Source organism: Jeotgalibacillus alimentarius, from assembly GCF_000829445.1.
Taxonomy (GTDB): Bacteria; Bacillota; Bacilli; order Bacillales; family Jeotgalibacillaceae; genus Jeotgalibacillus; species Jeotgalibacillus alimentarius.
Genome location: NZ_JXRQ01000024.1, coordinates 68,743 through 95,067, shown reverse-complemented (window position 1 = coordinate 95,067; position 26,325 = coordinate 68,743). Strand labels below are relative to the sequence as shown.

The window sequence follows — 26,325 nt, the reverse complement described above, 5'->3', positions numbered from 1 at the left end:
AAACTGATTAAACGCCGGGGCTATGGGTATCGCAACGAGCAAAACCTGTTTCATCGCATTTGTTTAGAAACGGGTCCCCACGAGTTTTGGTGATGAACCTGAATTTAGATTTTAAGGATTAAATTAGTATTTAGATAGTAATTTAGAATCCTCCTATAAAAATATATATTAGATAGATTTACCCATCTGAAAGGTAAAAAAATAAAGCTCGTTTCGAGCTCAAAACTGATGAAATTAGAAAAATAGCTTGGCAGGGCTTGGCACCCTCAACAAAAGGCTATATGTAGCCGTTTCTTTCAACTCACAAATGATAGCTTGGCAGTCTGGCGGCACAGCTTGGCACAGCGGTATAACCCTTATATATCAATGGTTTAAGCTATTTCAATAAATAGGGTTTGGCACCCCAATTAATTTTAAATAGATCATTTCACTATTTATTAGGTGATATGGAAAAATATATCTGGCATAGCTTGGCACACCACTAAACCCTTGATATGACTACGTTTGTACAACATTCAATTAGTAGGCTTGGCACAACAGTGGCACAGCTTGGCACCCCTGACAAAAGCCGTCATATCAACGTTTACAGCACTTCTGAAAATGAGCATTGGCACCATAATAAGAAGGAATAATAAATAATTAAATAATACTGCCTCTTTACGCGCGCGTGGCACTATTCTTTTTTCTTTTCACGATCTTGGTACAAGTAATACAAAGTTCTAAAAGCTTCAATCACTTCTTCATCACTTTCCGGCAGTTTTTTAAACCAAGCACCTTCAACAGTGTTAGCAAACTGAAGTATTGCACGATCTTCGTCACTTAATGATGTATCTTTTCGTTCATTACCTAACAAGTAATCAACTGAGACATCAAATTTTTGAGAGAGCTTCAACAAACCTTCGTGATCTGGCTGAGATTGTCCAGACTCGTATTTTGCATATGCTTGGCGAGTTACTCCTAAATAGTCTGCCATGAATTGCTGAGTGTAGTTATATTCAGATCTTAATTTTTTTAATTTCTCATGAAACATGGCAATACCCCATCCTTAAAGGATTTTATAACAATATTGTACAGCAACAATCAGTTGCATTAAATGAAATCAACTAAAAGTTGCATAAAACTATTGACAGTAACTTTTAGTTGCGTATAATAAAGGTTATTAAGCAACCTTAAGTTGCGAAAAGAGGTGAAACAAGTGAAAGAGTCTCTACAAGCGTTATTAAAGAGAAAGCGCGATCTACTTCAGTTATCTCAGCAGGAGATTGCTGATCAAGCTGGAATCACTCGACAATTTTATGGAATGGTCGAATGTGGCGAAAGGAAACCATCCGTACCAGTCGCTCAAAAGCTTGCAATTGTTTTAGAAGTAGAATGGACAGTTTTTTTTGAATCAGAAAGCAACCTTAAGTTGCTTATAAATAAAATCAGCTAGAAAGGAGCAACCAAATGTACGAAGCACACGAAGTATTTCAAATTCTATTCTTCGGCGTTTTCTCAGCAGTTGGTCTGACAATCGTTATCATGGATGTCTTCACTCGTATAGGTGATCGCCGTGGAAACTAAAGTCACTGCTGCTTTAACGCCGGCACAAAGAAAAGTATTCAGAGCAATCATTCAGTTCATGGATCAGAATCATTATCCACCAACTGTAAGAGAAGTAGCAGACCTGGCAGGGAACTTATCTACTTCTACAGTTCATGCGCACTTGCAAAAGATCAGAGAGAAAGGATACATCGGCTTTATCTCAACGAAACCTCGTGCTTTATGGATTAACGAGAGGAGCGAAACAGCATATGAACAGTATTCAGCCAATCACATTTAACGATCAACGACTATTAACTACTCAGCAGATGGCAGAAGCATATGGAACTGACACTGACCGAGTAACTAAGAACTACAACCGCAACATTGAAAGGTACCTTCAAAACAAACATTACATTTTGCTGCATGGTGAAGAGTTAAAGGCTTTCAGAGCAAAAGGTCAAATTGCCCTTTCGCCAAATATTAACCGTTTATACCTCTGGACTGAAAAGGGTGCATGGCTTCACGCCAAATCTTTGAACACTGATCAGGCCTGGGAAGCATACGAAATGCTCGTTGATGAATATTACCGGGTGCAGGAGACAGTTAAGGTTCTTTCAGAAAGAGAGCAACTTGAAGCATCGATGAAGCTCTCATTGATGACATCACAAGACGTTCAGCAGCTTAAAGGTGATGTCATTGAAATTAAATCCATGGTTGAGAATCAGATCACGCTTGATCACGGCGAGCAACGGCGACTGCAGAAAGGCGTGGCGCAAAGAGTTTACTCACTCACATCTTGTGAGAAAGAGCGCCGCAGACTGTTCCGAGAACTGTATAGGGAAATCAAAGACCGTTTTGCAGTAGCCAGTTACAAAGATGTAAAGCGCAAGGATCTGCTAACAGCGATTAACTACATCGACAACTGGATACCGCGCCAGGTGTCTTAGAAAGGGGTGAAACAAATGTTGAAAGTTGAACTGGACATTGATCAGCTACAAAAAGCTGTGAATGATGCTATTGATAAAGGTTTTGAAAGACATGCGGTAAAGCAAGGTCTACCAGAGTTACTCACAAGAAATCAACTTAAAGAAATACTTGGGATTGGTGACACAAAAGCTTCTGAATTGCTTAACAGAGCAGATTTTCCTGTTTTAAGAGCAGCAGGATCACCAAAAGTTCCTAAAAAACAATTGTTCCAGTGGATTGATGAGAACACCAAATGGATCCGGCAACATGGTACTTATCTTGATGATGTAATTTAATTTTATCACCATAAATGATCGTCATGTGACGAAAGGAGAGTGTATGAAAATGGAATATTCCGATCGCAACAAACGCGTTGGAGATGTAGTTAAGAGTTACCGGAAAGACCGTTTTACACAAACAGAACTGGCTTTAGAGTCTTCCATGTCTAGAAGTGGCTATGCAGATCAGGAGAACGGAAAGGTGCTCATGTCCAATCACGTTGGAAGAGCTGCAGTGAGGATGTTTGGAGATCCCTTCATGCCGGTTGAAATGGCACAGGCTTTAACAGGAGTAGGCCCAGTGTTTCTGGATGGAGAGAATGTTGACCTACACCGTTCCAGTGTGAAAGAAAAAACTCTTAAAGAATTGAGGGATGCGCTTGATCACCTTGAAGAGAATTGCCTGGCTAAACCTTTATCCAATCTCAATGAACTCGAAAGAACAGCTGCAGAAAGAACCATTATGGAACTTGCGGAAGCGAAAACCGCCTTGACTCATATGATCTCGGTTTTATGTAAAGAGTTAAATCATGATGTCACAAAGGTTTGGCAGGATCATTATCAACACCTGTTTTCTCAGAAGTACATTTCGAAGGAGAAATTCAGGTTAGTAAGAGTGGAGGCAGTGAATTGAACATATTTGATTTTCGCAGAGAAGATATATTTCAGGCAGTCAATCATGAAATTGATTATGAGAATGCTGTTAGGACGATGCAAACTGCAAAGCAGAAAGGGAAGTTCGAACTTGCTGGTTGCTATGCAAGAATTGCGAAGAACAGCCTTGAGAAATTAGCAGAGCTGAAGAAGCGCAAAGAGCATGATGATAATCAGGAGCGCTTGATCCAACGCCTTGAAGAATACGGCATGGACGTCACGGAGATAAAAAATGCAGAAAAATAGACCCGCAGCTGGAACTACGAGTCTAAGTCGGTCGATTAACAAAAATCATACTTTAATTATATCAGACCGGCCAACTTTTACAAGAGGAGGCGTGATCGATGGAAGAGTTCAAATTCAGGGGGAAGCCAATGATGACAGAGCGAGAGCTTCATGAATTAAACATAAAACATGAAAATGGGTGGGTTTACGGAAACCTTGTCATATCTGATTATGCATATTTTATAACAGGTGGATTTGCGGTAGTAAACGATGAATACGCTTCTCTTGAATGGTGGATCAGAGTTGATAAGGAATCTGTTGGTCAGTACACCGGGCTTAAAGACAAAAGTGATCGTGCCATTTTCGGAGGCGACATTATCGAATTTAATGATCAATCTTATGCTCGTACCGGCGGTCATATGGGTGATCAGATTATAAAAGCAGAAGTTGTTTATGAAAAAGCCGCGTTTTGGGCTGATGGTTACCTTTTGATTGATGCTGAATGTAATGATGAAGAGCTTGAAATCATTGGTAACAAGTTTGACAATCCTGAACTACTGGAGGCGATCGAATGAGCTTCGACTATAAAGGTCAGCGTGTTTATGAACCTTCGCCAAATGACACTGAAACAAACCATTTTCACTACCAATGGCTTAAAAAGTATGAAGCCACTCTTGGTGGATCAGCACCATATGAAGAAATGCTTGAAGAATACGAGACTACCCGCATTCAGTGGGAAATGGAAAGGTTGAGATCAGTTTGAAGAAGATCACATTGGAAAAACTTCAGCTTACAAACTTTAAAGGTGTTAAGTCATTCACCCTAGATGCTGCCGGCGGAAACGTGAAGGTGTACGGAGACAACGCGACCGGTAAGACGTCGTTGGCAGACGCTTTCGTATGGTTATTGTTTGATAAAGACACGAGCAACCAGAAAGAGTTCGGTATCAAGCAGGTTGATGAAAATAACAAAGTCATTCACGGACTGGATCATGAAGTATCAGCTGTCCTCAGAGTAGATGGTAAAACCATTCAACTGTCCAAGCTCTATAAAGAGAAGTGGACGAAGCATAAAGGCAACATCGAATCAGTTATGACGGGCCATACAACAGAATACAGTGTTAACGGTGTGCCACAAAAGAAAACTGAATACACAAAGTTCATTGAGAAAATCGCTGATGAAGAAGTATTTAAACTTCTCACTAATCCAAGCTATTTCAACGAGCAGCTCAAGTGGGAGAAACGCCGTGAAATTCTGATGGAAGTTTGCGGAGACGTTACAGACGAAGACGTAATCGATTCGAATACCGAACTCGCTTCACTGCTTGGCGTACTGGAAGAACGAGCGATTGAGGACCATAAGAAAGTCGTCGCTTCATCCAAGAAGAAAATTAATGATGAGTTGGAACGGATCCCGGTCCGTATTGATGAATTAAATAAAGGAATGGCAGATCTATCGGATCTTAACGAAGCAGAGATCAATGAAGAGCTGCAGTTCTTTAAAACTGAGATTAACAGACTGGAAGATCAGAAGTCAGATATCAGAAACGGTGCTTCTGCATCTGAGAAAAAGAACAAGCTCTATGCACTGGAAAATGAACTGCAGACGATCAAGCATAATCACACGAAATACATGTCTGATCAAACGTTGCAGGTTGAGAAAGTACTGAATGAGGCAAAACGAGCACAGCAGAACATCCAATATGAAATACAAGACCTAGGTGAAGAAAAAAATCGCCTTAACGGTAGAGTTAATTTCATGGAAAACGAACGAAAGCAACTGCTTGAAAAATACCACTCATTGAACGGTCAGGAGTTTGAATTCAGTCAAGAGTGTTCTTGCCCGGCCTGCGGACAGGACTTGCCAGAGGATAAGCTAAATGCAGCACGAGAGAAGTCGCTTGAGCAGTTTAATCTCTCGAAGGCCAATGAACTGGATTCTATTAAAGAGAAAGGTGTCAGCTTAAAGGCAGACATTCAAAAAGCTTCTGACAGAATCGCTGAAATCAAATCCACAATTGAGCAGCGTCAGAAAGATCAACAAATCGAAGCTGATCACATTGCTAAGTATCAGAAAGAACTTGCTGATATCAAAGACGGCCTGGTGCCAGTTGAAGAGGTCCCTGCTTATCAGGACAAGCTGAAAGAAATTACTTCTCTTAAAGAAGAGATCTCTAATGCAAGTGAAAGTGTTGCTGATGAAATGAGCGAGATTCAGAGCAAAATCGATGAGCTGAAAGACCAGGCTGAGAAGCTGCAGGTTGGTCTGGCTAAGATTAAGCAACACGAGCAGTCAAGGGCACGTATCAAAGAGCTTGAAGATGAAGAGCGCAAATTGGCGAAGAAATTTGAGCAGTTGAACAAGGAAGAGTTTCTCATGGATGAATTTGTCCGAACAAAAGTGAACCTTCTTGAAGAGAAGATCAACAGCAAATTCAAGCATGCCCGATTCAAGCTATTTAAAGACCAGGTAAATGGCGGATTGGCTGAAACTTGTAAGACGACTTTCAAAGGCGTTGAATACGATGCAGGCCTAAACAATGCCGCCCGAATCAATGTAGGACTGGACATTATCAATACACTATCAGAGCATTACGGACTGTCAGCACCGATTTTTGTAGATAACTCGGAGGCTGTCACGAAGATCATTGATACAAACGCTCAGATGATCAATTTGCTTGTAAGTGAGCAAGACAAAAAATTAAGAGTTGAAACCGAAGCTCTTCAGGAGGTTATCTAATATGTCAAATCAAGTACAACAAGGCCAGAACAATACGCCGGCGGAATCAAATAAAAAGAATGAAATCGTGACAAGAGTTGCCGAAAAGGTCCAGCAGATGGTTGAAGATAATCAAATCAACATCCCTGAAAATTATTCGATTGTGAATGCGATTCAAGCAGCTTACTTCAAGCTGACAGAGATCGATTTCAAAAAGAAAACTTCTCTTATGGATAGCGCGACAAAAGAAAGTGTCGCCTTCTCACTGCAAGACATGGCGATCCAGGCGCTAAGTGTAGCAAAGAATCAAGGCTACTTCATTGTTTATGGTGACAAAATGCAATTCGTGCGTTCTTATCACGGTACGCAAGCAGTCATTAAGCGAATGAGTGGAGTGAAAGACCTTTGGGCTAACGTTATCTGGAAAGGTGAAGAGTTCGAAGTCGAGTACAACGAACGTGGTCAGTTAGCTTTCAAATCACACAAGGTTGACTGGAAAGCAGCTACTGGCAGCAAGGATGACATTGAGGGTGCTTATTGCATCATCGAACGTGATGACGGTGTGCAGTTCTTGACGGTTATGACAATGGATGAAATTAAGACTTCATGGTCTCAATCAAACATGACAACTGTTCAAAATAAATATCCGCAGGAAATGGCTAAACGTACAGTCATCAATCGTGCAGCTAAAGCGTTTATTAATACTTCTGATGATAGTGATTTACTCATCGGGGCAGTTAATCGTACCACGGAAAATGAATTTGATAATGAAAGAAAAGAGCTCAATCCTGAGTATGAAGTTCAAGAGAAAGCCAATAAAGAATCAATAGATTTTGAAGAAGAAAAGCCAAAAGTAAGAAAAGAAGTCATTGATTACGAAGAAAAAGAGCTGGAGAAAGAGCCAGTCGCTGCAGGCGCAGACAGTGATCCGTTTTGATTGATATAAAAGTGCTTGGATCCAGCAGTAAAGGGAATGCCTACCGGGTGACAGACGGTACTACTTCCCTGCTGCTGGAATGCGGCATCAAGTTCTCAGAGATCCAGAAGAAGCTGAATTTTGAAACGAGCGATATTGAAGGCTGCCTGGTATCACATGAGCACGGAGATCATAGAGCCGGCCTGAAGGATGTTCTGAAAGCCGGGATCAACACATACATGAGCACTGGAACTGCTGAAGCGATCGGCATTGATCATCACAGAATCAGGAAGGTTGAAGTGAAGAAATCTTTCAAGGTCGGTACTTGGACGATTCTACCCTTTGACGTTGAGCACGATGTTAATGAGCCTTTCGGATTCATGCTGCAGAACGAGCAGGGAGAGAGGCTGTTATTCGCCACTGACACCTATTACATCAAATACAAGTTTCAGAACCTTACGCACATCATGATCGAAACGAATTACAGCATGAACATTCTGAAAGAAAACATTGCTGAAGGTCGGGTGCCAGCCATCTTAAAGAAGCGATTAATGCAGTCGCACTTCAGTTTAGAGAATGCACTGGACTTCTTTCGAGCAAATGATCTGTCAAAGGTCCAGGAGATCTGGCTGCTGCATCTGAGCAGCAATAACTCTGACGAAGATCACTTCAAATGTGAAGTGCAGAAGGTCACCGGTAAGATCGTGAAGATAGCTAAGTAGAGGAGTGCTTCTCTTGGATAGAAAAATAACAGCAGCAAAACATCTTACAGACGATCAATATCGAGTTTTAGAGGCTGTTCACGCCAAACGCACCAGGTCAATGGGCGAGGCGGAACGTCTGATGTATTCAGCAAACAATATCGTGAAAGTGAAGTTTAACAAGAAAGAAAATTGCCTACACGTTCATTTCGATGACGGCAACTGGTGGCATTACTGTCCAGACGGCACTTGGTATTGATTCAAAACTAGGAGGTCCAGAGATGCATTACACAATTTATTCGGGCGATGAAGAAATTGGATGCGTGAAAGGTAGCATGGCAAAAAAGATTATCGAACACAGATTTTCACAAGGCTATGAGTTTAAGGAAACACCTGAAAGCTCTTGTGAAGATTGTGTTCAAGAAAACCATGAATTTGATGTCTAGAAGCTTCAGGAAATTGCTTTAGATAATTATTACGATTGCTAATAAAAAACAGAACAGGAGAGAAGCATATGAACTTAGAAAACGCAGTTAAGGATGTTATTGCTCAAAAAATGAATGACGGTACCGTGGAGAAATTAATTGTTGAGCAACTGGAAAACGGAATTGAAAAAGCACTTAGCAGCTTGTTTGGTTCATACGGTGATGCAACAAAACTGATTGAAGATCAAATCAAATCAGTTATGGTCCCTTTCTTAGAGAATTATGATTACTCACAGTACATCACTAAATTGGATAGTGTTCTTGTTGAAGTATTACAAAATACAACTGCAGAACATAGTGCTCTTCTGGAAAACTTTAAGGGCTTGATGGAGCAATCAAAAGATAAAGAGATTAAAGCATCAGCACTGTTTGATATCTGGAAAGATTATGTGGCTGCCAACGTCGAAACGGATGGTTTAGAGGTTAATTATGATGATGATATCTCTTATGATCACGTCGAAGTGACGTTTGAATTTGAAGAAGATGAAAGCCGTAGCTGGTCAGTATTCAGCCACGCTCTAATGATATTCGAATGTGAGCACGACGAAAATATGAATTTCTCTGTACCCGTATCACGTTATAAAAATGATCCTGAAAACACTTGGAAGATCGAATATAAAAGAAGTCCTGATTTAAAGTCATTAAAATATCTCAGCAATTTCGAAATTCAATTAATGAATTTGACTCAAAACGGAGCAATTTTAAATATGGATTTGAGCTTCCATGAAATGGAAGAAGTGCTGCCAGACGCAGAACCTGAAGCATCATTTAGCTAAATATAAATCACAAAGGAGGCGATCCGGTGGCTGGCGGGGCTTTTCAGATCAGTAGAGAGATATTTGATAACGATATATGGCAGGACCCGATTAAGTTCCGGATCTTCTTCTACCTTGTAGGAAAAGCAGTATTTGATGAACGAGGGGTACAGCAGGCCGGTATCACATTGAAGAGAGGTCAATATCTGCGGTCACTGTCGAAGCTTCAACACGATTTATCATACAAAGAAAACAATTCAGTAGCTGAAATTCCTTTGACGACGCTGAGAAGGAAGCTGGATGAATTGGAGAACGAGGGACGTATTGCACGAAAACAGGTCAGAATCGGCACGGTATTCACAATAAACAACTATTACGCTTACCAGGGATTGCAGAATTATTCAAGGACCGAAGTGACGGAGGAGAAGCCGAAGCAGGTACCTTCTCCAACACCTCAGTTACAACGACAGAATAATTTAAATCAGCAGCAGGAGCTATTAAACAAATTCATTCAGCTGAGAGCTAAAGGTACAGAAACTACGCCGAAAGATCAGATGGCTGCTGAAAAGATATTGAAGGACATGCCTTTATCAGATGCTCTTCACTGGCTGGAAGAACGTTTTAAAGCATATCAACCTAAACACAATTTTGATCGAATAAAAGCACTTGAGTATTGCGCCGGCTGGATGCTGGATCGATACCAGGAATCAAAGAACTCAAAAAACGGAGGTGGTACATATGGCGACAAAAAGCATGGCAGAAGTATTGGAGAATCTCAGGAACCGTCAATCACAGGAGGGCGCACCGGCCGTATCAGAAGAAAAGGTTAACTGTAGCAAATGTCATGACAAAGGCGTAGTAATATACCGGGTTCATGAGGATACAAAATGGGATGAAATTCAGCACATTGAAGGCGACCGGGTTATTACGATTCATAAGCCTCAGAAGATGGTACCAGAAGATGACTTCTTTGGAGGAAAGGTGTGCGGACCTGATAAAGCGAGAGAGTGGAGAACGACTTATTCAATCATCTGTCAATGCACTGTAGAGCGCAAAAAATCAAGACTTCTCAAATCGAGTGAGATCACAGAAGAATTTAAGAAGCTCGGTTTTGGCAACTTTCGCACTGAAGGTAAAGCATCTGTTATCGCTGAAGCGAAAGAGGCTGCTCTTGAATACTATAAAGACTTTGAAGAGATCAGAGGCACTCGCTTTAATAGCATCGCACTGATCGGTCAGCCAGGGGCTGGTAAAACCCATCTACTCACAGCGATTGCGAACAATTTAATCATGAAAAAACTCGTGAACGTGCAGTATTTCCCGTATGTAGAAGGTTTTAACGATCTGAAGGATGACTTTGACAAGCTGGAAGCCAAAATGAAGCACCTGAAAGATGTTGAGGTCCTTTTTATCGACGATCTATTCAAACCCGCGAGAGGAAAACCTCGTGCGACTGAGTGGCAGGTTGAGCAACTGTATGCAGTGATCAATTACAGATACCTGAATCATAAGCCGATCATGATTTCTTCAGAGCTTGATGTCGATCAGATCATTGATATTGATGAGGCGCTTGGTACCCGGATTTACGAGATGTGCAGCAATTATACGGTTGTCATCAAAGGCGATCGCAAAACACTGAATCATCGATTGGAGGGGTTATAAGATGTGCAGTCATTGTAACGGTCATGGAGCAACCTACAAGTTTCATTCGTTCGGTGTAGAGACGATTCCTTGTCCGAATGAAGTTTGCCAGCAACGCAACGTAAGAGAGTACGAGGCTAGCAGGAAAAGAGTTACTGCAAAGCTTCGTGAAGCTGAGAAACGATTCGGTGTAAAGGTTGGTGAAATGTAATGGATCCATTTCTACGAAAAGTACTCGCAGAAGCGGAACGTTTAGCCAAGGACTCAACTAAATATCCTGAACTTTCAAAATTAATTAAGCAAAAGGGGCGATCAAATGTTACTCAGACAAGCAGTTAATCAATCAAACGAGCTGATGGCACAGTCATTCAGGCAGGAATTATTGGCAGCAGGCATTACTGAAAACAAAAAAGGTAGACGTATTCAGGAACTGGACTTCTACGAATTGCGGAATATGGTTGCAATTAACGCTCTCAAAAAGTAGGTGAGAAAATGGGGAATTTGATTGGGTTGGATGTAGAAAATGCTATGGGTCATCGCGGTGTGATTCTATCCTATGTGAAAGAAAAAGGACGGGTCAGAGGTTTTGTGGTGAATTACTACGATCCGAAAAGCCAGGAATATTACAAGGAATACGCCAGTCTCAATGAAGTAAAGGATGTCAGAGCTGCTGACATTGATCAGACGGAAACAAACATGGACAGCGAATTCCTTCACGATTTGAGGTACATAAATCGGATTCTTGCTGTTAGGACAAACGATAGAAGCTGGTATGAAGAACAGTTTAAGTGAGGGGGAAATGGAATGAATCAATATAAACCAAACCATTCAGAAACTGCAGCAATTAAAAGAAACGCAAACTTACTTGGTGCTGCTCACAGATTTTTGCATCTGGCAGTCGAAAGTGGTTGGTCAAGAGATTTCACATCAAAAGCTTTAAAGCTTGCTGATGATCTTATAACTGCTGACCTTAAAAACAACCCGGTAAATAAGAAACATCCTGAACAGTTATCATGCGATACTTCAACAGTTTGTCCGAGGTGCGGATTTGATAAGCATAAGGCGAACGCTAACTATTGCGGTATTTGTGGATTAAAGCTGTTTGATAAGGAGGAGTCAGTCACGTGAATAAGGTGCGAATGACGCAGGCAGAATTCGATTCAGTAATAAGAGTCAAAAGTGTCTATAAACTAAGTTCTGCTTTAAAAGTTTTAGCTGTCGATAATAATTTCTCTGTACCAAGTGGTATTCCTCTAAACCGCTTGTCAGAAGAAAAAGTCGCAGCAGCTTACTACTTTCCGGAACTCTGCGAGATCGAGCCGGAATATGAAAATATTAGTGGGGCTTCAGCGGTGGCAGGTTATCTAAATGGTGAAAGTATCCAATGGCAACATATTGATAAGCATAGTCAATGGCACGATTTAAGTGGCGGATTATCCGTTGGTTCTTTTAAAGACTGCAACTATAAATTCCGACGAAAAAAGTCATGTCCAGATCAGAAATCATAGTAGTAGCAATCTGCTTCACCGTAATCATCATAATGACACTTCTTTAGGAGGTACAGAATGGAATTAATCAAAATGTACAACGCGCAACGCCAGTTAGACGAACACATTGAGAAGGAACATCCGAGGCAGCCTGGTGAAGAACGTATGACAATGAAGATCATTGCTTTGTTCGTAGAGGCTTCTGAGTTAGCTAATGAAATAAGAGCATTTAAATATTGGAGTACAAAAGATCCGAGTGATAAACCGGTGATTTTGGATGAGATAGCTGATGTAATTTCATTTTTGCTATCAATCGGTAACGACAACAACTGGACAGACATCCTTCTCTATCATGAGATTAGACACATGGAAAATGAAGATGTTTTTGAGAATGATGTCAACTACATGACTGCGTTGATGTTTATGACAATTTCCGAATTTGCAGCAGGTAGTCTAAAGCAAGAATACAATATGGTCTTTGCAGTCGTAGTGAAGTTTGCATTTTTGCTCGGCTTCACTTGGGAAGAGATCGAAGCTGCTTATTTCAAGAAGAATCAAATTAATCATATTAGGCAGGAGAATTCTTACTGATGGCTTCTAAAGGCGATAAATACAGACCCGTTGTAACAATCGTCAAGGTGAAAAATGAAGTACCCACTGTGATCCAGGTATCTGGCAAACGATATGTTTTAGATCATAGCGATACTAAGAAATAGAAAGTGGGAATCAAAATGAATCGAGCAGAACGAAAGCGGTTAGAAAGAGGTCACGAGATTACGGGGTGGAGCATCCACCCCTCTCCTAAACAATTAAAACAGGGCACTGGATGGTTTGGCGAATTAGATCGTGTCTATCGTCGGAATGACGGTAAGTACGTTTGCATGATGAGGGATTTGCAGACGGAGTGGGGCAAAGTCACTCATCTGACAATCACATCGCATGAGCAGCCGCCTTGGGGTGTGAAGCAGCAGATCAAGAATGAGCTATTAGGGAAAGAGGCTTTAGCAATTGAAGTATTTCCAAAAGAAAGTGAACTGGTGGATAAAGCAGATATGTATCATCTGTGGGTGCTGCATGAACAGCAATTACCTTTTGGAATTAAGTGAGGAGCTGAAAGTCTTGCAACACATCACTAAAGGAAAAGATTTATTAGGTGAAGAGATTGCCCTGATGATGGGTGAAGATTGCGTCTATGTTGCCCAACCTAATAACAAGGATGAAGAATGTAACTCGAAGGTTTCAATCATACCGAAAGAACTTTTTATTGAATTTGCTAAGAAGGTTCTATGAGGAATGGTCGACACAAGATGTGTCGCAGAAAGGATGAAAAAGATGTCATTAAATAACGTAGCTTTTTCGGATAACCAAAGAAATAGAGAGAGCGCTCCTGTCTTGTCTTATGAAGAAAAAATTGAACTGAGTTATATGCGTTTGAAAGGATTCAACTATATTGTTCGCAATGAAATTGGGAGTGTTGAAGTGTTTGTAAATAAGCCTTGTCGCAATAAACCCACTAACGGCAAAAAGAATAGTGGTTACGATACATGGGTTGAACGTGCCTATCCAATGACAAGTGAAGAGATGAAAAGAAGAAGAGATACAGAGTTAGGAGATTATAACTTTATCACTTGGGCATCTGAGCCAACGTTGATTAGCAATTTGATTTTTTGATAAACATTCCGAACATTAGATGACGCAAGATGCGTAACAGAAAGGAGAAATAATAATGGCTTTCAGAACTGAGGAAGTAACGAATTATAAAACTATTGTTATCTGTGATGACTGTAAAAAAGAAAGTGTGTTAAACACCACACCTACACCTATGGGTTTTGATAACAAAATGAATGGAGCACTATCGTTGGGTTACACATTTAAAGATAACGGTAAACGGTTTATGAATTATTGCAATTCTTGTAAACCAAAACACGTTTAATTTATACCGTTCGATCAAACTATGCGGCACATTCCGAAAAAAATGTATGGCAGAAAGGAAAGATGAAAATGCCGAAAACAGAAGCTTTAAAACCTTGCCCGTTTTGCGGAGGAGAGGTACTGATACAAGTATCTGATGATGAAGGCAATATGCGATCTGATGACTATGAAAGTGATCCGTGGTCAGGGTTATCGTTCGCTCTCAATCATCCGAATACAAGAAATAATCCAGTATGCCCTATCGCAAATCACGATGGAGAGATTTTAGGAACTTTGCTCTATGAAAGTAGATCAGAATTAATCAAATACTGGAATATGAGGATTGAATAAGCCTCATTCCGAACAAACCACGTCGTAAAAGAGGAGGTAGTGACATGGGTGGAACATCCTTCAGCATGTCATACAAGCAGTTGCATGCGACTAAACACGCATTGAAGTATTACATGATGCGTCCAGGCATCAGTGAAGCGGATAAGCAGAGTGAGCAGGCGCTGCTGGATAAAGTCGTTAATGAAATTGAAGACATGAAAGAGCGCTATAAGATCGGATGCAATGAATTGTAATGATAGAGCAAACGTTCAGGCAGATGGTTAAAACGATTGAGCAGCTATCACACCGTCATGCGACATTCACTGTGTTCTCAGACTTCATAGAAATGTCTGCGATTGCTGTTGCGAATACAGTGCAGATTAGCAAATACCAAGAGCGAGAAAAGCGATACATGAGGATCATTGAACGATATTCAAAAGATGAGCTTGTGAAATTCGCAGATCTGCTTGGAATGCTCACTGTACTACTTGAACAGAAACCTGATGACTATCTTGGAAAGCTGTTCATGGAACTAGAGCTTTATAACTCTTGGAAGGGGCAGTTCTTCACGCCGTTAGCAGTAGCTGAAGCGATGGCTGAGATGGCGACTCACAATATTGATTCGATCATAAAGGATAAGGGCTACATTACTGTAAATGAGCCAACTGTGGGAGGCGGGGTCACGATCATTGCGCTTGCCAAAGTGCTTCAGAAGAGAGGCTACAACTACCAATCGGCTATGAGAGTAACTGCACAGGACATTGATAGCAGGTCCGTTCATATGACATACGTACAGCTTTCTCTACTGGGGATCAATGCGATTGTGATTCAGGGGAATACGCTGTTAGTTGAAATCGTTGATCACTGGAAAACACCGAATCATATTTTAAACTTTTCATTGCTATCAAAAGTCGAAGAGCTTGAAAACATTAAACCTATTGAATCTGAGCAACTAGTTTTGTTTTGATAACCGTTTCAGAAAGGAGCAAAGAAATGCCGTTAAAAGTCTATGACATTGATGAGGTTCATTCTATAGCGCTTCAAATAAATGAGAATTGGGATGAATTATCAGCATTGGAAAAGCAGTTTGTTGATGAAGAAGATGTTCATAAATTTATATTCGCTGTTGCTCGTATAGGAAGACTAAGTGGATTTTAAAAGTTATTGGAGTTGTTTTGATGAAGAAATCAAAGTACGGAAATAAGAAAGTCACAGTGGATGGGATCAAATTCGATTCTATCCTGGAGGCCCAGTATTACAAGCAGCTGCTGTGGGCGAAGGAGCATGAAGATATTTTAATGTTCCGGATCCAGCCCAGGTATATGCTGCAAGAAGCATTTGAGAAGAATGGCGTAAAGCATCAGAGAATTGATTATATAGCAGACTTTGAGGTTCATAGAGAAGATGGAACCATTGATGTCATTGATATAAAAACCACCGGCACCAAAACGGATGTCTTCAGGATAAAACAAAAGCTTTTTGAAAAGAAGTACCCACATAAGTTGATCTTGCTTACATACGATCAGCGCGCAGGTGGATGGATTGAATTAGAGAAACTGGAACAACTGATGAGGATGCAGAAGAAAGGACCAAAGAAAGGATGATTTGATGTGCCGGATAGTAACAGAGCATACAGCTAAAGGAACTGATTATGAATTGCTTGCAGTCGTGACAGTGTTTGAAGAAGGCATTAATAAACAGACAGTTAAAAAGCTTAATAGATTTTCACATAAAAGACTGGTACTGATTGATCGGGCAGAGGGATATGAGGTGAAGGCATAGTGCAATTGGATTTGTTTCGAGAGATCATAGTGGACAACTTTGCCGGTGGTGGAGGAGCAAGTACGGGTATTGAAATGGCTACCGGATTGAATGTAGATGTAGCAATTAATCATGATCCAGCTGCTATTGCCATGCATAAGGCAAACCATCCTCATACTGAGCATTATTGTGAGTCTGTATGGGATGTGGATCCGCGTGAGGTAGTTAAGGGCAGGAAGGTCGGCTTATGCTGGCTTTCCCCGGACTGCAAACACTTCAGTAAGGCTAAGGGTGGCAAGCCGGTTGATAAGACCATAAGAGGGCTTGCATGGATCGGTGTCAGGTGGGCGGCTACGGTGCGGCCGCGGGTAATTATTCTGGAAAATGTTGAAGAGTTTCAGGACTGGGGACCATTAAAGGGTGATCGGCCGGATCCTGATAAGAAAGGCAAGACGTTCCAATCATTTGTAAAAGCATTTAAGCGTCATGGTTATGAAGTAGAGTTCAAAGTGTTAAAGGCCTGTGATTATGGAGCACCAACTACACGTCAGAGGTTATTCTTAATAGCCCGTTGTGACGGTCAGTCAATAACATGGCCGGAAGCTACTCACACTGATCCAGGTGATATAAACGTTCAATTGGGGCTGAAAAAGCCATATAGAACTGCTGCTGAAGTGATTGATTGGTCATTGGATGCGCCAAGCATTTACGAGCGGAACAAGCCTTTAAGTGATAATACAATGCTCAGGATTAAAAGAGGTCTCAAGAAATTTGTTTTAGAGACTGATCAGCCATATATCTTTAAAGGTAAAGCGCACTTCCTGCAGCACTATTACACTCATCAGGGCAAAGAGACCAGGGCAAGTGATATGAGACAGCCAGTGCCAACTATACCAACTGCAAACAGATTTGGACTGGTTAGTGCATTCCTGACTAAATACTATGGACAGGGGATAGGACAAAGCATTACTGAGCCTCTCCATACAATACCAACAAAAGATCGTTTTGGACTGATCACAGTTAAAGGTGAGAACTATCAAATCACTGACATTGGTATGAGAATGCTTCAGCCACATGAATTATTCAAAGCTCAGGGATTCCCAATAGAGTACATCATAGATAAAGACTATAAAGGCAAGAGGTACCCTAAATCAGCACAGGTTGCCAGGGTAGGCAATTCCGTTCCTCCACCATTTGCGAATGCACTGGTGAAAGCCAACCTACCAGAAATGTGTGAGGAGAACACCAGGTATTCAGTAAGTGTTTAACGACATAGAAAAAGCCGGAATCTCTCCCGGCCTGATAAAAACTCGACATTTTTATTATAGCACGGGAGGGAATTTTATGAGGATGAAAGAACTAAAAATAGATAACAATGGTTGCCTGAATATCGATATAATGGAATTAGATAACTGTGCTGTGATTATTGATAAAGGCAAAGCGAAATTGATCAAGCTTACTCCTCATGGAGAAGCAAGGATTATTACGCATCAGGGTAGAGTTAAAAGAGTGAAGTTTGAAGAGGGTGAGGATTTTTGATAACTGAGATAATTTCTTCAGAAGCGTTTAGATACTATATACCCTTAGTAACTGCTATATTAGTTTTTTATCTAAGCTCTGTAAGAGACACAAAGTACAAAAAAATCCAGTCGAGAGTGGATTGGATTTTACTTTCAAAACAAACTTCTTTCGAGAATATTTTTAAAGGTTTTGAAGGGTATAAAAATAAAAGATATTACCACGATAAATTACTAAATGATAAGTATAGTCAATATTTATTCTTTTATTTTGTTAATGAAGGAGAAAATCCAGGGAAAATTGTTAAAATAACTATAGATTCTGTTGATGAACATACTAAGAAAACTGTTAAAAGGTTTTATACTTCAAGGTTAAATCCAAAAGAAATGCTTGCTATGTGTCTTGGTGAACCTGGTTTGAAAGTTAGATCAATCAATATGACTTATACTTCTTTGATGCAAGAAACTATCACCAGAACGACAATTTACAGGGATTATTTTAAGAACAGATGGCTTCGAAAAAAATTTGACGGTATGAATATTGGTAATATAAACATTACTTTTAAACACTATTGGTTTTTAGTGATACCTATACAAGTATATATCCTGAAGAACAACTATAATTTCTTATTATCAAATATTTTTGAAGAAGACTGATAAAATATTAAAGGTGGAGGTATATTTTTGAATTTAAGTATTGTTGAATACATTCAAATACTAGGAACAATCGGTACTTTGGCAGCAGCTACAGCGGCTTGGAGATCTTCATTAGCATCAAGGAAAATAGCGCAAAATGGCTCAGTTCAGATAGAAGAAATGAAAAATCAAAAAAAGTACTCACAGCAACCATCATTGTTTCTTAACAAATTAGAAGACATTCAGGTTGACTTTTCTAATAATGAATTAGTAGTAAACGCTAATTGGATACACAAAGATTTATATGAAAATGATGATAATGATGGTTTCCCTCTTAAAGTAACAAATGTTGGTTACGGTCCTGCGCTGTACGTTAACGTTTCAGTAGAGTTAGAAGAAGAATTTATTAATGAGCTAGTGGAGACCATAAATAAAAATGATTCAAATCGTTTCCAAGCAAAAGTTAATAAGAAGAGAGATGGGTTCCTGTATGATTGGCTTTCTTACAGTGAAGACATTTTTTTATCCGAAAAAGACTCTTTTCCGAAAAAATCAGCATCAACTAACTATGATTTGGATTACTCTGATATTCAGCCAATTGACTATATCTTACCTGAAAAAAGCGGAGTTTTTTATCTTCCAAAGAAAATAATAAAAGTTTTGAATATGGCTATATATCATGACAATAAATTGTTTTCCGAGCACTCAATTGTTCCTAGATTTAAAATTAAAATTACATTTTGGGATTCTTTCGAGGAGAAGTATGAAAAGATTTTCTATTATGTAAAGTTCAAGTCTAGCGCAAATTCAAACTTGATCACCAACGATGTAAAATGTAACTTTTCATTATTACCGATTACACAACTACAAAAATAGTCCCACCAGCCCACTGGAGGACACAGATTGAGAGCCGAGCGCTCTTAGTTTGTGTCCTCTTTTTATTTGAAAAGGAGATGATCAGATGGACCAGAAAGCGAAAGAACAGTTGAAAGAATTTAAGAAGCAGTTCAACCAAGAGGCAGCAATTAAGAAGCCTAAGAAAAAGAAAGGTTTGTCTGATCGTGATCTCCGGCATCTGATGGGAGTGGACAGGCCCACATACAGCAGACATAACGGGGCAATGCGTCAGCGATAAATTTCTGAGGGGGAATGTAAGGATGGAAAAACAATTAACATATGACCAGGTAGATACAATTGTTGAGGCGATTCAGAGAGTGCATGATGATTTGCGTGACTATGAGTGGATGAGTATTAAGGTTCGAAAATATAGTTCTGAAAATAGAAGTAATCAGTCAGCAGGCGATCTGCCGGCAGCTGCTACAGCGAAGTACGGCATTGAATCAAGCTTGCCGAAAGCACCGTATGGCATTTCGGACCCTACTTTCAATGCTGCCAAGAAACAGATGAGAGTATGGGAAAGACATCAGCGATATAAAAAGAAGATTGAACTAATTGATCAGTCTGCAGCTGCATTAGCAAATGAAAGAGAGCGTCTGGTGATTGAGGGGATACTGGATGGTCTGAAAGCAAATGAACTTGCTCAAGAGTTAAATGTAAGCCGTCAGACTATACAAGAGATCAAGCGTTCAGCGGTGAGAGAGCTCGCTAAGATCATGTATCTTGATTAACCCGACAGTACTTTACACTACTTTACACTAGGTGCATTTACTGACACTAGATGCATCCATGTGATTTTTCTGCTTATAATGTGGGTAGGTCGGACGGCTGTTAGGTCGCGCTTATGCTTATGAGTGCGATCGTAAAGAGCAACCTCCGGTTTAGACCCAAACATAAACCCCTCACTCCGTTGAGACCACTCGATAAAAAGAGTGGTCTTTTTTGTATGGTTTAGAGGAGGCAGGAGGTTTTGAAATGCACAATTTAGTTGCTAGGCGTAAACGTGAGATTAGACACTGCATAGAATTGCCGAACCAACAGCTTTTAAATGTGTATTTTTCTAAAAAGCCTCTTGAATTTGAAGACAGACAAATGAATGCCTGGAGAATGGGTGTAATGATCTCTAAAACTCGTAGACAGGCAAATGATTGGTATATGAAATGTAAGGATAATCGAATTGAAAGTACTGGTGATTGTGGTCTTACCGGCTTAATGATCACGAAGGATATTATCTTAGATTTTGTAGACCGATTGAAAGAGAATGAGATCCTGCTGATTGAATGGGAAGATGATAAGAGAATGAGAGCTTATCGCTGGTTGCTGCGGTATGGATTTGAAGAGATCGAGGATCAGAACGGTGAGTTATTTGCATATGCAGGACTGAATCAGAAATATAGGGGTTCTCTTGAATAAAAAGAAGGAATTTCCTCTTATTTGTCGTATCTGATAATAAAGGGGGAATTAACATGAAGGAAATTGAAGGTAAAATTGAAGATAATATCGAGATAGAGGAAGACACTGTGCTCCGAGGGATGATAGTAGGTGACGTTCAAGTGATTGGTTCTGCCGAATTTATTCTAAGCGGAATGGTCGTTGGCGATATTACTCTATATGAAAATACAAATGTATACATTCGCGGCACAGTAAGTGGTGATGTAATAAATAAAGGTGGTTCTTTGGAAGTATATGGAGTTATTGATGGGAAACTAATCAAAGAACAAGGTACTAACTTGATTGATAAAGATGCAATAATAGAACGATAGCTATAGAAACTATTTTCACAGCATCCTCCGGGGTGCTTTTTTCTTTTTCTAAAAATAACTCAAGGCGAGTAGGGGGTAGGTGCTATGTAAATGCCCAGAGCAAGAGATCCGAATAGAGATAAAGCATTTGAAATATGGAAATCAAAAAACGGTGACATTACAAATAGAGCTTTAGCTGAAATGCTTGATGTGCCTGAAAAGACGATCAGCGCATGGAAAAGTCGCGATGAATGGAATGCAGTACTGCAAAAAGATGAATGTAGTACTACAAACAAACCGAAGCCGAAAAAGAAGAAGAGTGTACCTAAGTTAGAGCCCCCTGTTGAAAGTGATGAACTCACTGATAGACAGAGGCTTTTCTGTTTGTATTACGTTAAAAGCTTCAATGCTACCAATGCTGCTATCAATGCCGGGTATGCACCAGACAGTGCTCATGTAGAGGGCTCACGATTGCTGAGAAATGCTAAGGTTGCGAAAGAGATCCGGGCTATAAAAGACAGCATGCGGCAGGGCCTCTTCATCGATGCAATGGACGTACTTGATAAGTACATCAAAATCGCCTTTGCTGATGCCACTGACTACGCCACGTTCGGGCGAAGAGAAGTGCCTGTCATGGGTGCTTTTGGTCCGTTGGTTGATGAGAAAGGTCAGCAGATCACCCGAGAAGAAAACTTTGTGGACTTCAATTCTTCTGATGTAGTGGACGGTACGATCATTACAGAGATCAAGCAGGGTAAAGACGGCATTGCGGTTAAGCTGGCTGACAAGATGAAAGCACTTGATAAACTGTCGCTGTACTTCGACCTGTTCCCGGATAAATTTAAGCGCCAAGTTGAGGAAGAGAAGCTGCGCATTGCTCATCATAAAGTGTTTGGCAGCGAGGATCCAGATGAATATGAAGATGATGGTTTTGAAGATGCATTGAATGCTACGACTTCGGAGGTGTGGGGAGATGATCACTCTACCGAAGAAGACAGTTAAGCAGTTTTCTTTTTTAACGAAAAAAGCGAATAAGAAGAAAAAGCCAGCGCCGTTCAAATTCAAACCATTCTCTTTAAAGCAGAAGCAAGTGCTGACCTGGTGGCGGAAAGACTCTCCGCATAAAGATAAGGACGGAATCATCTGTGATGGTTCAGTTCGTGCCGGCAAAACAGTCGTGATGTCGCTGTCCTATGTCATGTGGGCGATGGATACCTTCGAGGAAGAGAATCTTGGTATGTCTGGAAAGACAATCGGGGCTCTGAGAAGAAACGTAATTACTCCATTGAAGAGAATGTTAAAAGCAAGAGGGTACCAGGTTAAGGATCATCGAGCTGAGAACTACCTGACCATTTCATATAAGGGTAAGGTCAATTACTTTTATATTTTCGGCGGGAAAGACGAATCCAGTCAGGATCTGATTCAGGGTATTACACTTGCTGGCATGTTCTTTGATGAAGTGGCACTGATGCCGGAAAGCTTCGTGAAGCAGGCGACTGCACGTTGTTCTGTTGAAGGTTCTAAGTATTGGTTCAACTGTAACCCGGCCGGCCCGTATCATTGGTTTAAGCTCGAATGGCTTGAGCAGCTTGTAGAAAAGAACATGCTGCATATTCATTTCACCATGGATGATAATCTTTCGCTATCTGACAAAGTGAAAGATCGTTACAAGCGAATGTACAAAGGTATTTTCTTTCAGCGTTACATACTCGGCTTATGGGTACTGGCTGAAGGAATCATATACGACATGTTCAAGAAAGAGCAGCATGTCTATAGTAAGTTAGATGTTCTTATCGATGAGTTCTTTGTCGGTATCGACTTCGGTACAAATAACCCCACCACATTCCTACTCATAGGACGCGCTGGTGAGGTTTTTTACGTTATCAAGGAGTATTACCATAACGGTCGAAAAGAAAGCAGACAGAAGACAGTGAGTATGTATTCTCAGGATTTGAAAGAGTTCATGGAGGGTTATCCTTATGCAACTGTTTATGTAGATCCGTCAGCTACACCATTAATTGCTCAGCTGAATCAGGATGGCGTTTATCCGCAGCAGGCAGATAATGCTGTACTCGATGGTATTCAGACCGTGAGTAATTTGCTCGAGCACAACAGATTGTACATCCATAAAGATTGCAAAGAAACGCTGCGTGAGTTTTCTTCATACATTTGGGATGAGAAAGCACAAACGCGTGGTGAAGATAAACCCAAAAAAGAAAATGATCACTGCCTGGACGCATTGAGATATCCAATTCACACGGTCCTATCTGGACAACTTGATTGGACGAATGAAAGACCTGCAGGCTGGTAGGAAGAGGTGAGAGTATGACGATCGAATATGCTAATCAATCATTTCCCCCAAGTCCGTTTGAAACGGAGCTGGACTATATGGAGTTCTTTCGTGATCTATACGATGGAAACCATGCTGACATCTTCCCGAGAGCAAAAGAAATCGGGACAGAAGCTGCTGTCAGCAAAGAAGATCTTAAACGTTCCAAATATAAGTACCTGCGCGACCTCAAGAAAAGACGTGCAGCACAGAATTCAGTTAATCATTATGTTGTAGTCAATCTCGCCTCTGCTGTAGCAGAACTGCCAGCTGACTTGATCAATCGTTCATTGGGGAATATCTCGGCTGACAGTGAAGATGATAAGCAGTTTCTTGAGTTTATAGAATCGACGGCCAGAATCTCTAAAGTAAAAGATAAGCTGTGGGCTTCCATTGTGCAGCATCAAGTAGACGGTGCTATTGCATACCGAATCCGACGTAAAGATGCAAAAGGCGTTTGGTTCGATTGGGAGCTGGCTGACCAGTACTTCGAGCATGATGATGGAATGGGCGCTGATATCTCCTGGCGAGATGTGCGTGGTGATGATGAATATCTCCGAGTCGAAAGGCAACGTCTTATTGACGGGACCCTTCAGCTGACGCAGCATGTTTTTGAAATGAAAGGCGATCAGGTTAAAGGTGAAATTGATTTTGCTGAGTACGCTAGTGATTATGGTCTGACAGAAGAACAGTCAGTAATTCTTAACGATGTGAACGAATTGATGTGTGGCCTCATCACCAATGATGAAACGCTGAGACATAAGCGCGGCCGTTCTGGTCTCCGCAATATTGTGGAGATGCAGGAAGAGATTAACTGGACCATTACTCGTGATTCAGTGGTCTTTGAAAAGCATGGTAAACCGAAACTGGCTATTCCCCGGGCTTTGTGGGACAGCGTAGCAAACGAAAATCAAAAGAATTATCGTTCAAGATTTGTCCGAAACGCTGATCTTGAAGTTGTGAGCTACGATGAAAAGAATGGTGCTGTGCCGATGTACATCACATGGAACGCTCAGACAGAGCAATCCTTTAAGCATGTTTCTAGGCTGATCGATTATATGATGGCTGTTTCAAAGACAGCTGCTACTGCGGTCGGACTCGGTGAAGCAGGTGGGAGTCTTTCTGCTAAAGCGATTCTTTACGAATGGATCCAGTCGGTGATAAAAGCTGAAGCAATTCGCGATAGATTTGATACAGCGATTAAAGACGCGCTTCGAAAGTGCACCATCTTAGAGAATGCTTTAGGTGGTACTGACTATGAACTGAAAGATCCGGTTGTGGAATGGAAAGACATGCTGCCTAAAGCAGAAGCTGAGACTGGTGAAGAAGAGTCCAAGAAGTATGCAGACGGTGTTCAATCACTTGAAACTACTGTACGAAATCTACATCCTGATTGGTCTGAACAGGCAATCACGACTGAGGTACAGAAGATTCAAGATGAGCAAGCAACAGATGGTATGAATCCAACATTCACTCAGCCGCCGCGGACCACTATTGGAGATGATGCATAATGGATGAGAAGAAGGTTGAAGAACTTATCGCGATGTACGAGGTAGCCTCATTTGATATGCTTGCGCTGATCCAAAGCATGACTGGAGGTCTGGCGAAGCGCCGGCAGCTTGAATTATTGAAGCAGATTGGTGTAATCATCTCTACTTTGAACGGTGATGTATCCGGTATTGTAGTTGAGATCATCGAAGCTGCATATAGGGCCGGATCCAAAGAAGCTACTGAGGAAATGAGAATAGAAGGGTTCGACAATATTGAGGCCTCATTCAAAACGAAGATCCATAAAGAAGCTGTTCAGGAAACACTGGATGAAGCCTTCTATTCAATTCTTGAAGCATCTGACAACATGAGCAAGGATGCAAAAGAGCGTATTGAATCAATCGTGCAGAAAGCCAATCAGCGCTCACTTGTTGAAGGGGTGACTAGGAAGCAGGCTACTCAGAAAGCAATTGCTGAGGCGACTGAACGGGGCATTACCGGAGTGGTTGCAAGTAACGGCGCACGCATTCCTGTTGAGAAGTATATGGCCGGTACGATCCAGTATCATCAGCGGAAAGCACATGTTGATGGTCGCATTAATCGAATGAGAGATAACGGTCAGGACCTGGTCCGGGTTAACAGCGTGGGGATTACCTGCGCTTTATGTGCTCAGTTTCAGGGCCGTGTGTATTCTATCAGTGGTAGAGACAGCAGGTTCCCAACACTTGACCGTAGACCACCGTATCACAGTCATTGTGTTCACAGCACTTATCCCTGGAATGAAGAGATGCGGGATTCAAAAGAAGTGATGGATATGATCAATAGGTCAAATAGACCTTTTGCGGATAATCGGACTCAAAAAGATATTGATCGATACAATCAACTGCAGCGGGAGAAATCACGAAAGAATGAGACTCGCAAGCAATGGATTAAATACAAATCACGTATGCCGGACCTGCCGGACTTGAAGACTTTCTCAAGTCACAAGACCAGAAACACAGCAAGGTACCAGGAGTGGCAGGCGGACTTTAGAAAGTTTGGCTTCATTCTGAGTGAGGGGAGTGGTACCTGATGGATATTAGTACTGGGCGTTGCCCGACTAAACAAAAGAAATGTGATTGCCGTCGTGTCTGCGCTGCTCTGTATGGACAGGAAGCACGCCGTTTGAAATCAGCAATTGATGAAGGTCCAAAAGAATTGAGAGATCACCGTTTAAAAGAATGGCAGGGGTTTGTGAAAAAGAATAGCAAAAGAATCTAAGCATCCATGCAGGGTGCTTTTTATTATGTATTTGAGGAGGTGGATCGAGTGGTTTCGAGAACATCTAAATCATGAATGAGAGGTGATCCGCCATCTCGCCGGCT

The 26,325-nt window shown here is 41.0% G+C and carries 46 protein-coding genes; 45 read left to right on the top strand and 1 reads right to left on the bottom strand.

The window, feature by feature from the left end:
• Positions 1-673 precede the first annotated feature (673 nt).
• A complete protein-coding gene (locus KP77_RS12680; protein WP_041123085.1) occupies positions 674-1,030 on the bottom strand; it encodes a helix-turn-helix domain-containing protein in 357 nt (118 codons plus the stop codon).
• A gap of 165 nt (positions 1,031-1,195) precedes the next feature.
• Between KP77_RS12680 and KP77_RS12675 the strand changes: the two genes are divergently transcribed.
• The 45 genes from KP77_RS12675 to KP77_RS12485 all read left to right on the top strand — a co-directional run bounded on the left by KP77_RS12675 (position 1,196) and on the right by KP77_RS12485 (position 26,221).
• The gene (locus KP77_RS12675) at positions 1,196-1,432 is read left to right on the top strand and encodes a helix-turn-helix transcriptional regulator (protein ID WP_041123084.1); all 237 of its coding nucleotides are present in this window, start codon (positions 1,196-1,198) and stop codon (positions 1,430-1,432) included.
• 120 nt (positions 1,433-1,552) lie between these two features.
• Complete coding sequence (locus KP77_RS12670) at positions 1,553-1,822, top strand: LexA family protein (protein WP_052474190.1); 270 nt, start codon at positions 1,553-1,555, stop codon at positions 1,820-1,822.
• On the top strand, positions 1,794-2,471 hold the full coding sequence (locus KP77_RS12665; RefSeq protein WP_041123083.1) for an ORF6N domain-containing protein: 678 nt from the start codon (positions 1,794-1,796) through the stop codon (positions 2,469-2,471). Before KP77_RS12670 ends, KP77_RS12665 begins: the two co-directional genes overlap by 29 nt.
• Before the next feature lie 15 nt (positions 2,472-2,486).
• Positions 2,487-2,786, top strand: coding sequence for a hypothetical protein (locus tag KP77_RS12660; RefSeq protein ID WP_052474188.1), 300 nt, complete (start codon positions 2,487-2,489; stop codon positions 2,784-2,786).
• 43 nt (positions 2,787-2,829) lie between these two features.
• On the top strand, positions 2,830-3,402 hold the full coding sequence (locus tag KP77_RS12655) for a hypothetical protein (protein WP_052474186.1): 573 nt from the start codon (positions 2,830-2,832) through the stop codon (positions 3,400-3,402).
• The gene (locus KP77_RS12650) at positions 3,399-3,668 is read left to right on the top strand and encodes a hypothetical protein (RefSeq protein ID WP_041123082.1); all 270 of its coding nucleotides are present in this window, start codon (positions 3,399-3,401) and stop codon (positions 3,666-3,668) included. Before KP77_RS12655 ends, KP77_RS12650 begins: the two co-directional genes overlap by 4 nt.
• Positions 3,669-3,766: 98 nt before the next feature.
• A complete protein-coding gene (locus tag KP77_RS17610; protein ID WP_052474183.1) occupies positions 3,767-4,222 on the top strand; it encodes a YopX family protein in 456 nt (151 codons plus the stop codon).
• Positions 4,219-4,410: a hypothetical protein gene (locus tag KP77_RS12640; RefSeq protein ID WP_041123081.1), complete on the top strand. Its 192-nt coding sequence runs from the start codon at positions 4,219-4,221 to the stop codon at positions 4,408-4,410. Before KP77_RS17610 ends, KP77_RS12640 begins: the two co-directional genes overlap by 4 nt.
• Positions 4,407-6,386, top strand: a complete 1,980-nt coding sequence (locus tag KP77_RS12635) for an SMC family protein (protein ID WP_041123080.1) — start codon at positions 4,407-4,409, stop codon at positions 6,384-6,386. Before KP77_RS12640 ends, KP77_RS12635 begins: the two co-directional genes overlap by 4 nt.
• Position 6,387: 1 nt before the next feature.
• A complete protein-coding gene (locus tag KP77_RS12630) occupies positions 6,388-7,302 on the top strand; it encodes a RecT family recombinase (RefSeq protein WP_041123079.1) in 915 nt (304 codons plus the stop codon).
• Entirely contained in the window at positions 7,299-8,003 is a 705-nt protein-coding gene (locus KP77_RS12625; RefSeq protein WP_041123078.1) for an MBL fold metallo-hydrolase, read from the top strand. The genes KP77_RS12630 and KP77_RS12625 overlap by 4 nt, the downstream gene beginning before the upstream one ends.
• Positions 8,004-8,016: 13 nt before the next feature.
• Complete coding sequence (locus KP77_RS12620) at positions 8,017-8,241, top strand: hypothetical protein (RefSeq protein ID WP_041123077.1); 225 nt, start codon at positions 8,017-8,019, stop codon at positions 8,239-8,241.
• Positions 8,242-8,263: 22 nt separating this feature from the next.
• Complete coding sequence (locus KP77_RS18185) at positions 8,264-8,428, top strand: hypothetical protein (RefSeq protein ID WP_160289527.1); 165 nt, start codon at positions 8,264-8,266, stop codon at positions 8,426-8,428.
• A gap of 68 nt (positions 8,429-8,496) precedes the next feature.
• Positions 8,497-9,243: a hypothetical protein gene (locus KP77_RS12615; protein WP_041123076.1), complete on the top strand. Its 747-nt coding sequence runs from the start codon at positions 8,497-8,499 to the stop codon at positions 9,241-9,243.
• A 26-nt stretch (positions 9,244-9,269) separates the two neighbouring features.
• The gene (locus KP77_RS17605; protein ID WP_052474181.1) at positions 9,270-10,052 is read left to right on the top strand and encodes a hypothetical protein; all 783 of its coding nucleotides are present in this window, start codon (positions 9,270-9,272) and stop codon (positions 10,050-10,052) included.
• Positions 9,976-10,884, top strand: a complete 909-nt coding sequence (locus KP77_RS12605) for a DnaA ATPase domain-containing protein (protein WP_052474197.1) — start codon at positions 9,976-9,978, stop codon at positions 10,882-10,884. The genes KP77_RS17605 and KP77_RS12605 overlap by 77 nt, the downstream gene beginning before the upstream one ends.
• A 1-nt stretch (position 10,885) precedes the next feature.
• On the top strand, positions 10,886-11,074 hold the full coding sequence (locus tag KP77_RS12600; protein WP_041123074.1) for a hypothetical protein: 189 nt from the start codon (positions 10,886-10,888) through the stop codon (positions 11,072-11,074).
• Positions 11,075-11,179: 105 nt separating this feature from the next.
• A complete protein-coding gene (locus KP77_RS18180; RefSeq protein WP_160289526.1) occupies positions 11,180-11,347 on the top strand; it encodes a hypothetical protein in 168 nt (55 codons plus the stop codon).
• A gap of 8 nt (positions 11,348-11,355) precedes the next feature.
• Complete coding sequence (locus tag KP77_RS12595) at positions 11,356-11,655, top strand: hypothetical protein (protein WP_041123073.1); 300 nt, start codon at positions 11,356-11,358, stop codon at positions 11,653-11,655.
• Positions 11,656-11,667: 12 nt separating this feature from the next.
• Positions 11,668-11,991, top strand: a complete 324-nt coding sequence (locus tag KP77_RS12590; protein WP_041123072.1) for a hypothetical protein — start codon at positions 11,668-11,670, stop codon at positions 11,989-11,991.
• Positions 11,988-12,371, top strand: coding sequence for a hypothetical protein (locus KP77_RS12585; RefSeq protein WP_041123071.1), 384 nt, complete (start codon positions 11,988-11,990; stop codon positions 12,369-12,371). The genes KP77_RS12590 and KP77_RS12585 overlap by 4 nt, the downstream gene beginning before the upstream one ends.
• A 57-nt stretch (positions 12,372-12,428) precedes the next feature.
• The gene (locus tag KP77_RS12580; protein ID WP_041123070.1) at positions 12,429-12,941 is read left to right on the top strand and encodes a dUTP diphosphatase; all 513 of its coding nucleotides are present in this window, start codon (positions 12,429-12,431) and stop codon (positions 12,939-12,941) included.
• 140 nt (positions 12,942-13,081) lie between these two features.
• Positions 13,082-13,456, top strand: a complete 375-nt coding sequence (locus tag KP77_RS12575; protein ID WP_041123069.1) for a DUF7694 domain-containing protein — start codon at positions 13,082-13,084, stop codon at positions 13,454-13,456.
• Positions 13,457-13,469: 13 nt separating this feature from the next.
• Positions 13,470-13,640 (top strand): hypothetical protein, encoded by a 171-nt coding sequence (locus KP77_RS18175; protein ID WP_160289525.1) that lies wholly within the window; start codon positions 13,470-13,472, stop codon positions 13,638-13,640.
• 42 nt (positions 13,641-13,682) lie between these two features.
• Positions 13,683-14,021: a hypothetical protein gene (locus KP77_RS12570; protein ID WP_052474179.1), complete on the top strand. Its 339-nt coding sequence runs from the start codon at positions 13,683-13,685 to the stop codon at positions 14,019-14,021.
• 55 nt (positions 14,022-14,076) lie between these two features.
• Positions 14,077-14,283: a hypothetical protein gene (locus KP77_RS12565; RefSeq protein ID WP_041123068.1), complete on the top strand. Its 207-nt coding sequence runs from the start codon at positions 14,077-14,079 to the stop codon at positions 14,281-14,283.
• A 68-nt stretch (positions 14,284-14,351) separates the two neighbouring features.
• Positions 14,352-14,612, top strand: a complete 261-nt coding sequence (locus tag KP77_RS12560; protein WP_041123067.1) for a hypothetical protein — start codon at positions 14,352-14,354, stop codon at positions 14,610-14,612.
• Between the two features lie 44 nt (positions 14,613-14,656).
• Positions 14,657-14,845 carry a hypothetical protein gene (locus KP77_RS12555; protein ID WP_041123066.1) on the top strand — a complete coding sequence of 63 codons (189 nt, stop codon included), beginning with the start codon at positions 14,657-14,659 and terminating at the stop codon, positions 14,843-14,845.
• Positions 14,845-15,558 (top strand): N-6 DNA methylase, encoded by a 714-nt coding sequence (locus tag KP77_RS12550; RefSeq protein ID WP_052474177.1) that lies wholly within the window; start codon positions 14,845-14,847, stop codon positions 15,556-15,558. The genes KP77_RS12555 and KP77_RS12550 overlap by 1 nt, the downstream gene beginning before the upstream one ends.
• A gap of 26 nt (positions 15,559-15,584) precedes the next feature.
• Complete coding sequence (locus KP77_RS18170) at positions 15,585-15,749, top strand: hypothetical protein (protein WP_160289524.1); 165 nt, start codon at positions 15,585-15,587, stop codon at positions 15,747-15,749.
• Positions 15,750-15,769: 20 nt separating this feature from the next.
• The gene (locus tag KP77_RS12545; protein ID WP_041123065.1) at positions 15,770-16,195 is read left to right on the top strand and encodes a DUF1064 domain-containing protein; all 426 of its coding nucleotides are present in this window, start codon (positions 15,770-15,772) and stop codon (positions 16,193-16,195) included.
• A 4-nt stretch (positions 16,196-16,199) separates the two neighbouring features.
• Positions 16,200-16,373, top strand: a complete 174-nt coding sequence (locus tag KP77_RS18165) for a hypothetical protein (protein ID WP_160289523.1) — start codon at positions 16,200-16,202, stop codon at positions 16,371-16,373.
• Positions 16,373-17,620, top strand: coding sequence for a DNA cytosine methyltransferase (locus KP77_RS12540; protein ID WP_407637931.1), 1,248 nt, complete (start codon positions 16,373-16,375; stop codon positions 17,618-17,620). The genes KP77_RS18165 and KP77_RS12540 overlap by 1 nt, the downstream gene beginning before the upstream one ends.
• Before the next feature lie 76 nt (positions 17,621-17,696).
• Positions 17,697-17,891 (top strand): XtrA/YqaO family protein, encoded by a 195-nt coding sequence (locus KP77_RS12535; RefSeq protein ID WP_041123064.1) that lies wholly within the window; start codon positions 17,697-17,699, stop codon positions 17,889-17,891.
• Entirely contained in the window at positions 17,888-18,526 is a 639-nt protein-coding gene (locus KP77_RS12530; protein WP_041123063.1) for a hypothetical protein, read from the top strand. The genes KP77_RS12535 and KP77_RS12530 overlap by 4 nt, the downstream gene beginning before the upstream one ends.
• A 27-nt stretch (positions 18,527-18,553) precedes the next feature.
• Positions 18,554-19,381, top strand: coding sequence for a hypothetical protein (locus tag KP77_RS12525; RefSeq protein WP_041123062.1), 828 nt, complete (start codon positions 18,554-18,556; stop codon positions 19,379-19,381).
• Positions 19,382-19,466: 85 nt separating this feature from the next.
• On the top strand, positions 19,467-19,640 hold the full coding sequence (locus KP77_RS18335; RefSeq protein ID WP_200889073.1) for a hypothetical protein: 174 nt from the start codon (positions 19,467-19,469) through the stop codon (positions 19,638-19,640).
• 22 nt (positions 19,641-19,662) lie between these two features.
• A complete protein-coding gene (locus tag KP77_RS12520; protein WP_041123061.1) occupies positions 19,663-20,133 on the top strand; it encodes a sigma-70 RNA polymerase sigma factor region 4 domain-containing protein in 471 nt (156 codons plus the stop codon).
• A gap of 244 nt (positions 20,134-20,377) precedes the next feature.
• Positions 20,378-20,815: a hypothetical protein gene (locus KP77_RS12515; protein ID WP_041123060.1), complete on the top strand. Its 438-nt coding sequence runs from the start codon at positions 20,378-20,380 to the stop codon at positions 20,813-20,815.
• A 53-nt stretch (positions 20,816-20,868) separates the two neighbouring features.
• Positions 20,869-21,165, top strand: a complete 297-nt coding sequence (locus KP77_RS12510) for a hypothetical protein (RefSeq protein WP_052474173.1) — start codon at positions 20,869-20,871, stop codon at positions 21,163-21,165.
• A gap of 90 nt (positions 21,166-21,255) precedes the next feature.
• Positions 21,256-22,146, top strand: coding sequence for a terminase small subunit (locus KP77_RS12505; RefSeq protein ID WP_041123059.1), 891 nt, complete (start codon positions 21,256-21,258; stop codon positions 22,144-22,146).
• A complete protein-coding gene (locus KP77_RS12500; protein WP_052474171.1) occupies positions 22,118-23,455 on the top strand; it encodes a PBSX family phage terminase large subunit in 1,338 nt (445 codons plus the stop codon). Before KP77_RS12505 ends, KP77_RS12500 begins: the two co-directional genes overlap by 29 nt.
• A 14-nt stretch (positions 23,456-23,469) precedes the next feature.
• Complete coding sequence (locus KP77_RS12495; RefSeq protein WP_041123058.1) at positions 23,470-24,984, top strand: phage portal protein; 1,515 nt, start codon at positions 23,470-23,472, stop codon at positions 24,982-24,984.
• On the top strand, positions 24,984-26,033 hold the full coding sequence (locus KP77_RS12490) for a phage minor capsid protein (RefSeq protein ID WP_041123057.1): 1,050 nt from the start codon (positions 24,984-24,986) through the stop codon (positions 26,031-26,033). Before KP77_RS12495 ends, KP77_RS12490 begins: the two co-directional genes overlap by 1 nt.
• Entirely contained in the window at positions 26,033-26,221 is a 189-nt protein-coding gene (locus KP77_RS12485) for a hypothetical protein (RefSeq protein WP_041123056.1), read from the top strand. The genes KP77_RS12490 and KP77_RS12485 overlap by 1 nt, the downstream gene beginning before the upstream one ends.
• Positions 26,222-26,325 lie beyond the last annotated feature (104 nt).

Bases quoted from the DNA above. Each gene is read 5' to 3' on its own strand.
- KP77_RS12600 (WP_041123074.1), top strand. From the start codon at position 10,886: ATGTGCAGTCATTGTAACGGTCATGGAGCAACCTACAAGTTTCATTCG.
- KP77_RS18335 (WP_200889073.1), top strand. From the start codon at position 19,467: ATGGACCAGAAAGCGAAAGAACAGTTGAAAGAATTTAAGAAGCAGTTC.
- KP77_RS12575 (WP_041123069.1), top strand. From the start codon at position 13,082: ATGAATCGAGCAGAACGAAAGCGGTTAGAAAGAGGTCACGAGATTACG.
- KP77_RS12560 (WP_041123067.1), top strand. From the start codon at position 14,352: ATGCCGAAAACAGAAGCTTTAAAACCTTGCCCGTTTTGCGGAGGAGAG.
- KP77_RS12505 (WP_041123059.1), top strand. From the start codon at position 21,256: ATGCCCAGAGCAAGAGATCCGAATAGAGATAAAGCATTTGAAATATGG.
- KP77_RS12655 (WP_052474186.1), top strand. From the start codon at position 2,830: ATGAAAATGGAATATTCCGATCGCAACAAACGCGTTGGAGATGTAGTT.
- KP77_RS12490 (WP_041123057.1), top strand. From the start codon at position 24,984: ATGGATGAGAAGAAGGTTGAAGAACTTATCGCGATGTACGAGGTAGCC.
- KP77_RS18180 (WP_160289526.1), top strand. From the start codon at position 11,180: ATGTTACTCAGACAAGCAGTTAATCAATCAAACGAGCTGATGGCACAG.
- KP77_RS12570 (WP_052474179.1), top strand. From the start codon at position 13,683: ATGTCATTAAATAACGTAGCTTTTTCGGATAACCAAAGAAATAGAGAG.
- KP77_RS18185 (WP_160289527.1), top strand. From the start codon at position 8,264: ATGCATTACACAATTTATTCGGGCGATGAAGAAATTGGATGCGTGAAA.
- KP77_RS12485 (WP_041123056.1), top strand. From the start codon at position 26,033: ATGGATATTAGTACTGGGCGTTGCCCGACTAAACAAAAGAAATGTGAT.
- KP77_RS12660 (WP_052474188.1), top strand. From the start codon at position 2,487: ATGTTGAAAGTTGAACTGGACATTGATCAGCTACAAAAAGCTGTGAAT.
- KP77_RS12520 (WP_041123061.1), top strand. From the start codon at position 19,663: ATGGAAAAACAATTAACATATGACCAGGTAGATACAATTGTTGAGGCG.
- KP77_RS12615 (WP_041123076.1), top strand. From the start codon at position 8,497: ATGAACTTAGAAAACGCAGTTAAGGATGTTATTGCTCAAAAAATGAAT.
- KP77_RS12510 (WP_052474173.1), top strand. From the start codon at position 20,869: ATGAAGGAAATTGAAGGTAAAATTGAAGATAATATCGAGATAGAGGAA.
- KP77_RS12665 (WP_041123083.1), top strand. From the start codon at position 1,794: ATGAACAGTATTCAGCCAATCACATTTAACGATCAACGACTATTAACT.
- KP77_RS18170 (WP_160289524.1), top strand. From the start codon at position 15,585: ATGCCGTTAAAAGTCTATGACATTGATGAGGTTCATTCTATAGCGCTT.
- KP77_RS12680 (WP_041123085.1), bottom strand. From the start codon at position 1,030: ATGTTTCATGAGAAATTAAAAAAATTAAGATCTGAATATAACTACACT.
- KP77_RS12495 (WP_041123058.1), top strand. From the start codon at position 23,470: ATGACGATCGAATATGCTAATCAATCATTTCCCCCAAGTCCGTTTGAA.
- KP77_RS17610 (WP_052474183.1), top strand. From the start codon at position 3,767: ATGGAAGAGTTCAAATTCAGGGGGAAGCCAATGATGACAGAGCGAGAG.
- KP77_RS12595 (WP_041123073.1), top strand. From the start codon at position 11,356: ATGGGGAATTTGATTGGGTTGGATGTAGAAAATGCTATGGGTCATCGC.
- KP77_RS12630 (WP_041123079.1), top strand. From the start codon at position 6,388: ATGTCAAATCAAGTACAACAAGGCCAGAACAATACGCCGGCGGAATCA.
- KP77_RS18165 (WP_160289523.1), top strand. From the start codon at position 16,200: ATGTGCCGGATAGTAACAGAGCATACAGCTAAAGGAACTGATTATGAA.
- KP77_RS12605 (WP_052474197.1), top strand. From the start codon at position 9,976: ATGGCAGAAGTATTGGAGAATCTCAGGAACCGTCAATCACAGGAGGGC.
- KP77_RS12515 (WP_041123060.1), top strand. From the start codon at position 20,378: ATGCACAATTTAGTTGCTAGGCGTAAACGTGAGATTAGACACTGCATA.
- KP77_RS12535 (WP_041123064.1), top strand. From the start codon at position 17,697: ATGAGGATGAAAGAACTAAAAATAGATAACAATGGTTGCCTGAATATC.
- KP77_RS12590 (WP_041123072.1), top strand. From the start codon at position 11,668: ATGAATCAATATAAACCAAACCATTCAGAAACTGCAGCAATTAAAAGA.
- KP77_RS12500 (WP_052474171.1), top strand. From the start codon at position 22,118: ATGATCACTCTACCGAAGAAGACAGTTAAGCAGTTTTCTTTTTTAACG.
- KP77_RS12565 (WP_041123068.1), top strand. From the start codon at position 14,077: ATGGCTTTCAGAACTGAGGAAGTAACGAATTATAAAACTATTGTTATC.
- KP77_RS12640 (WP_041123081.1), top strand. From the start codon at position 4,219: ATGAGCTTCGACTATAAAGGTCAGCGTGTTTATGAACCTTCGCCAAAT.
- KP77_RS12580 (WP_041123070.1), top strand. From the start codon at position 12,429: ATGGAATTAATCAAAATGTACAACGCGCAACGCCAGTTAGACGAACAC.
- KP77_RS12555 (WP_041123066.1), top strand. From the start codon at position 14,657: ATGGGTGGAACATCCTTCAGCATGTCATACAAGCAGTTGCATGCGACT.
- KP77_RS12550 (WP_052474177.1), top strand. From the start codon at position 14,845: ATGATAGAGCAAACGTTCAGGCAGATGGTTAAAACGATTGAGCAGCTA.
- KP77_RS12545 (WP_041123065.1), top strand. From the start codon at position 15,770: ATGAAGAAATCAAAGTACGGAAATAAGAAAGTCACAGTGGATGGGATC.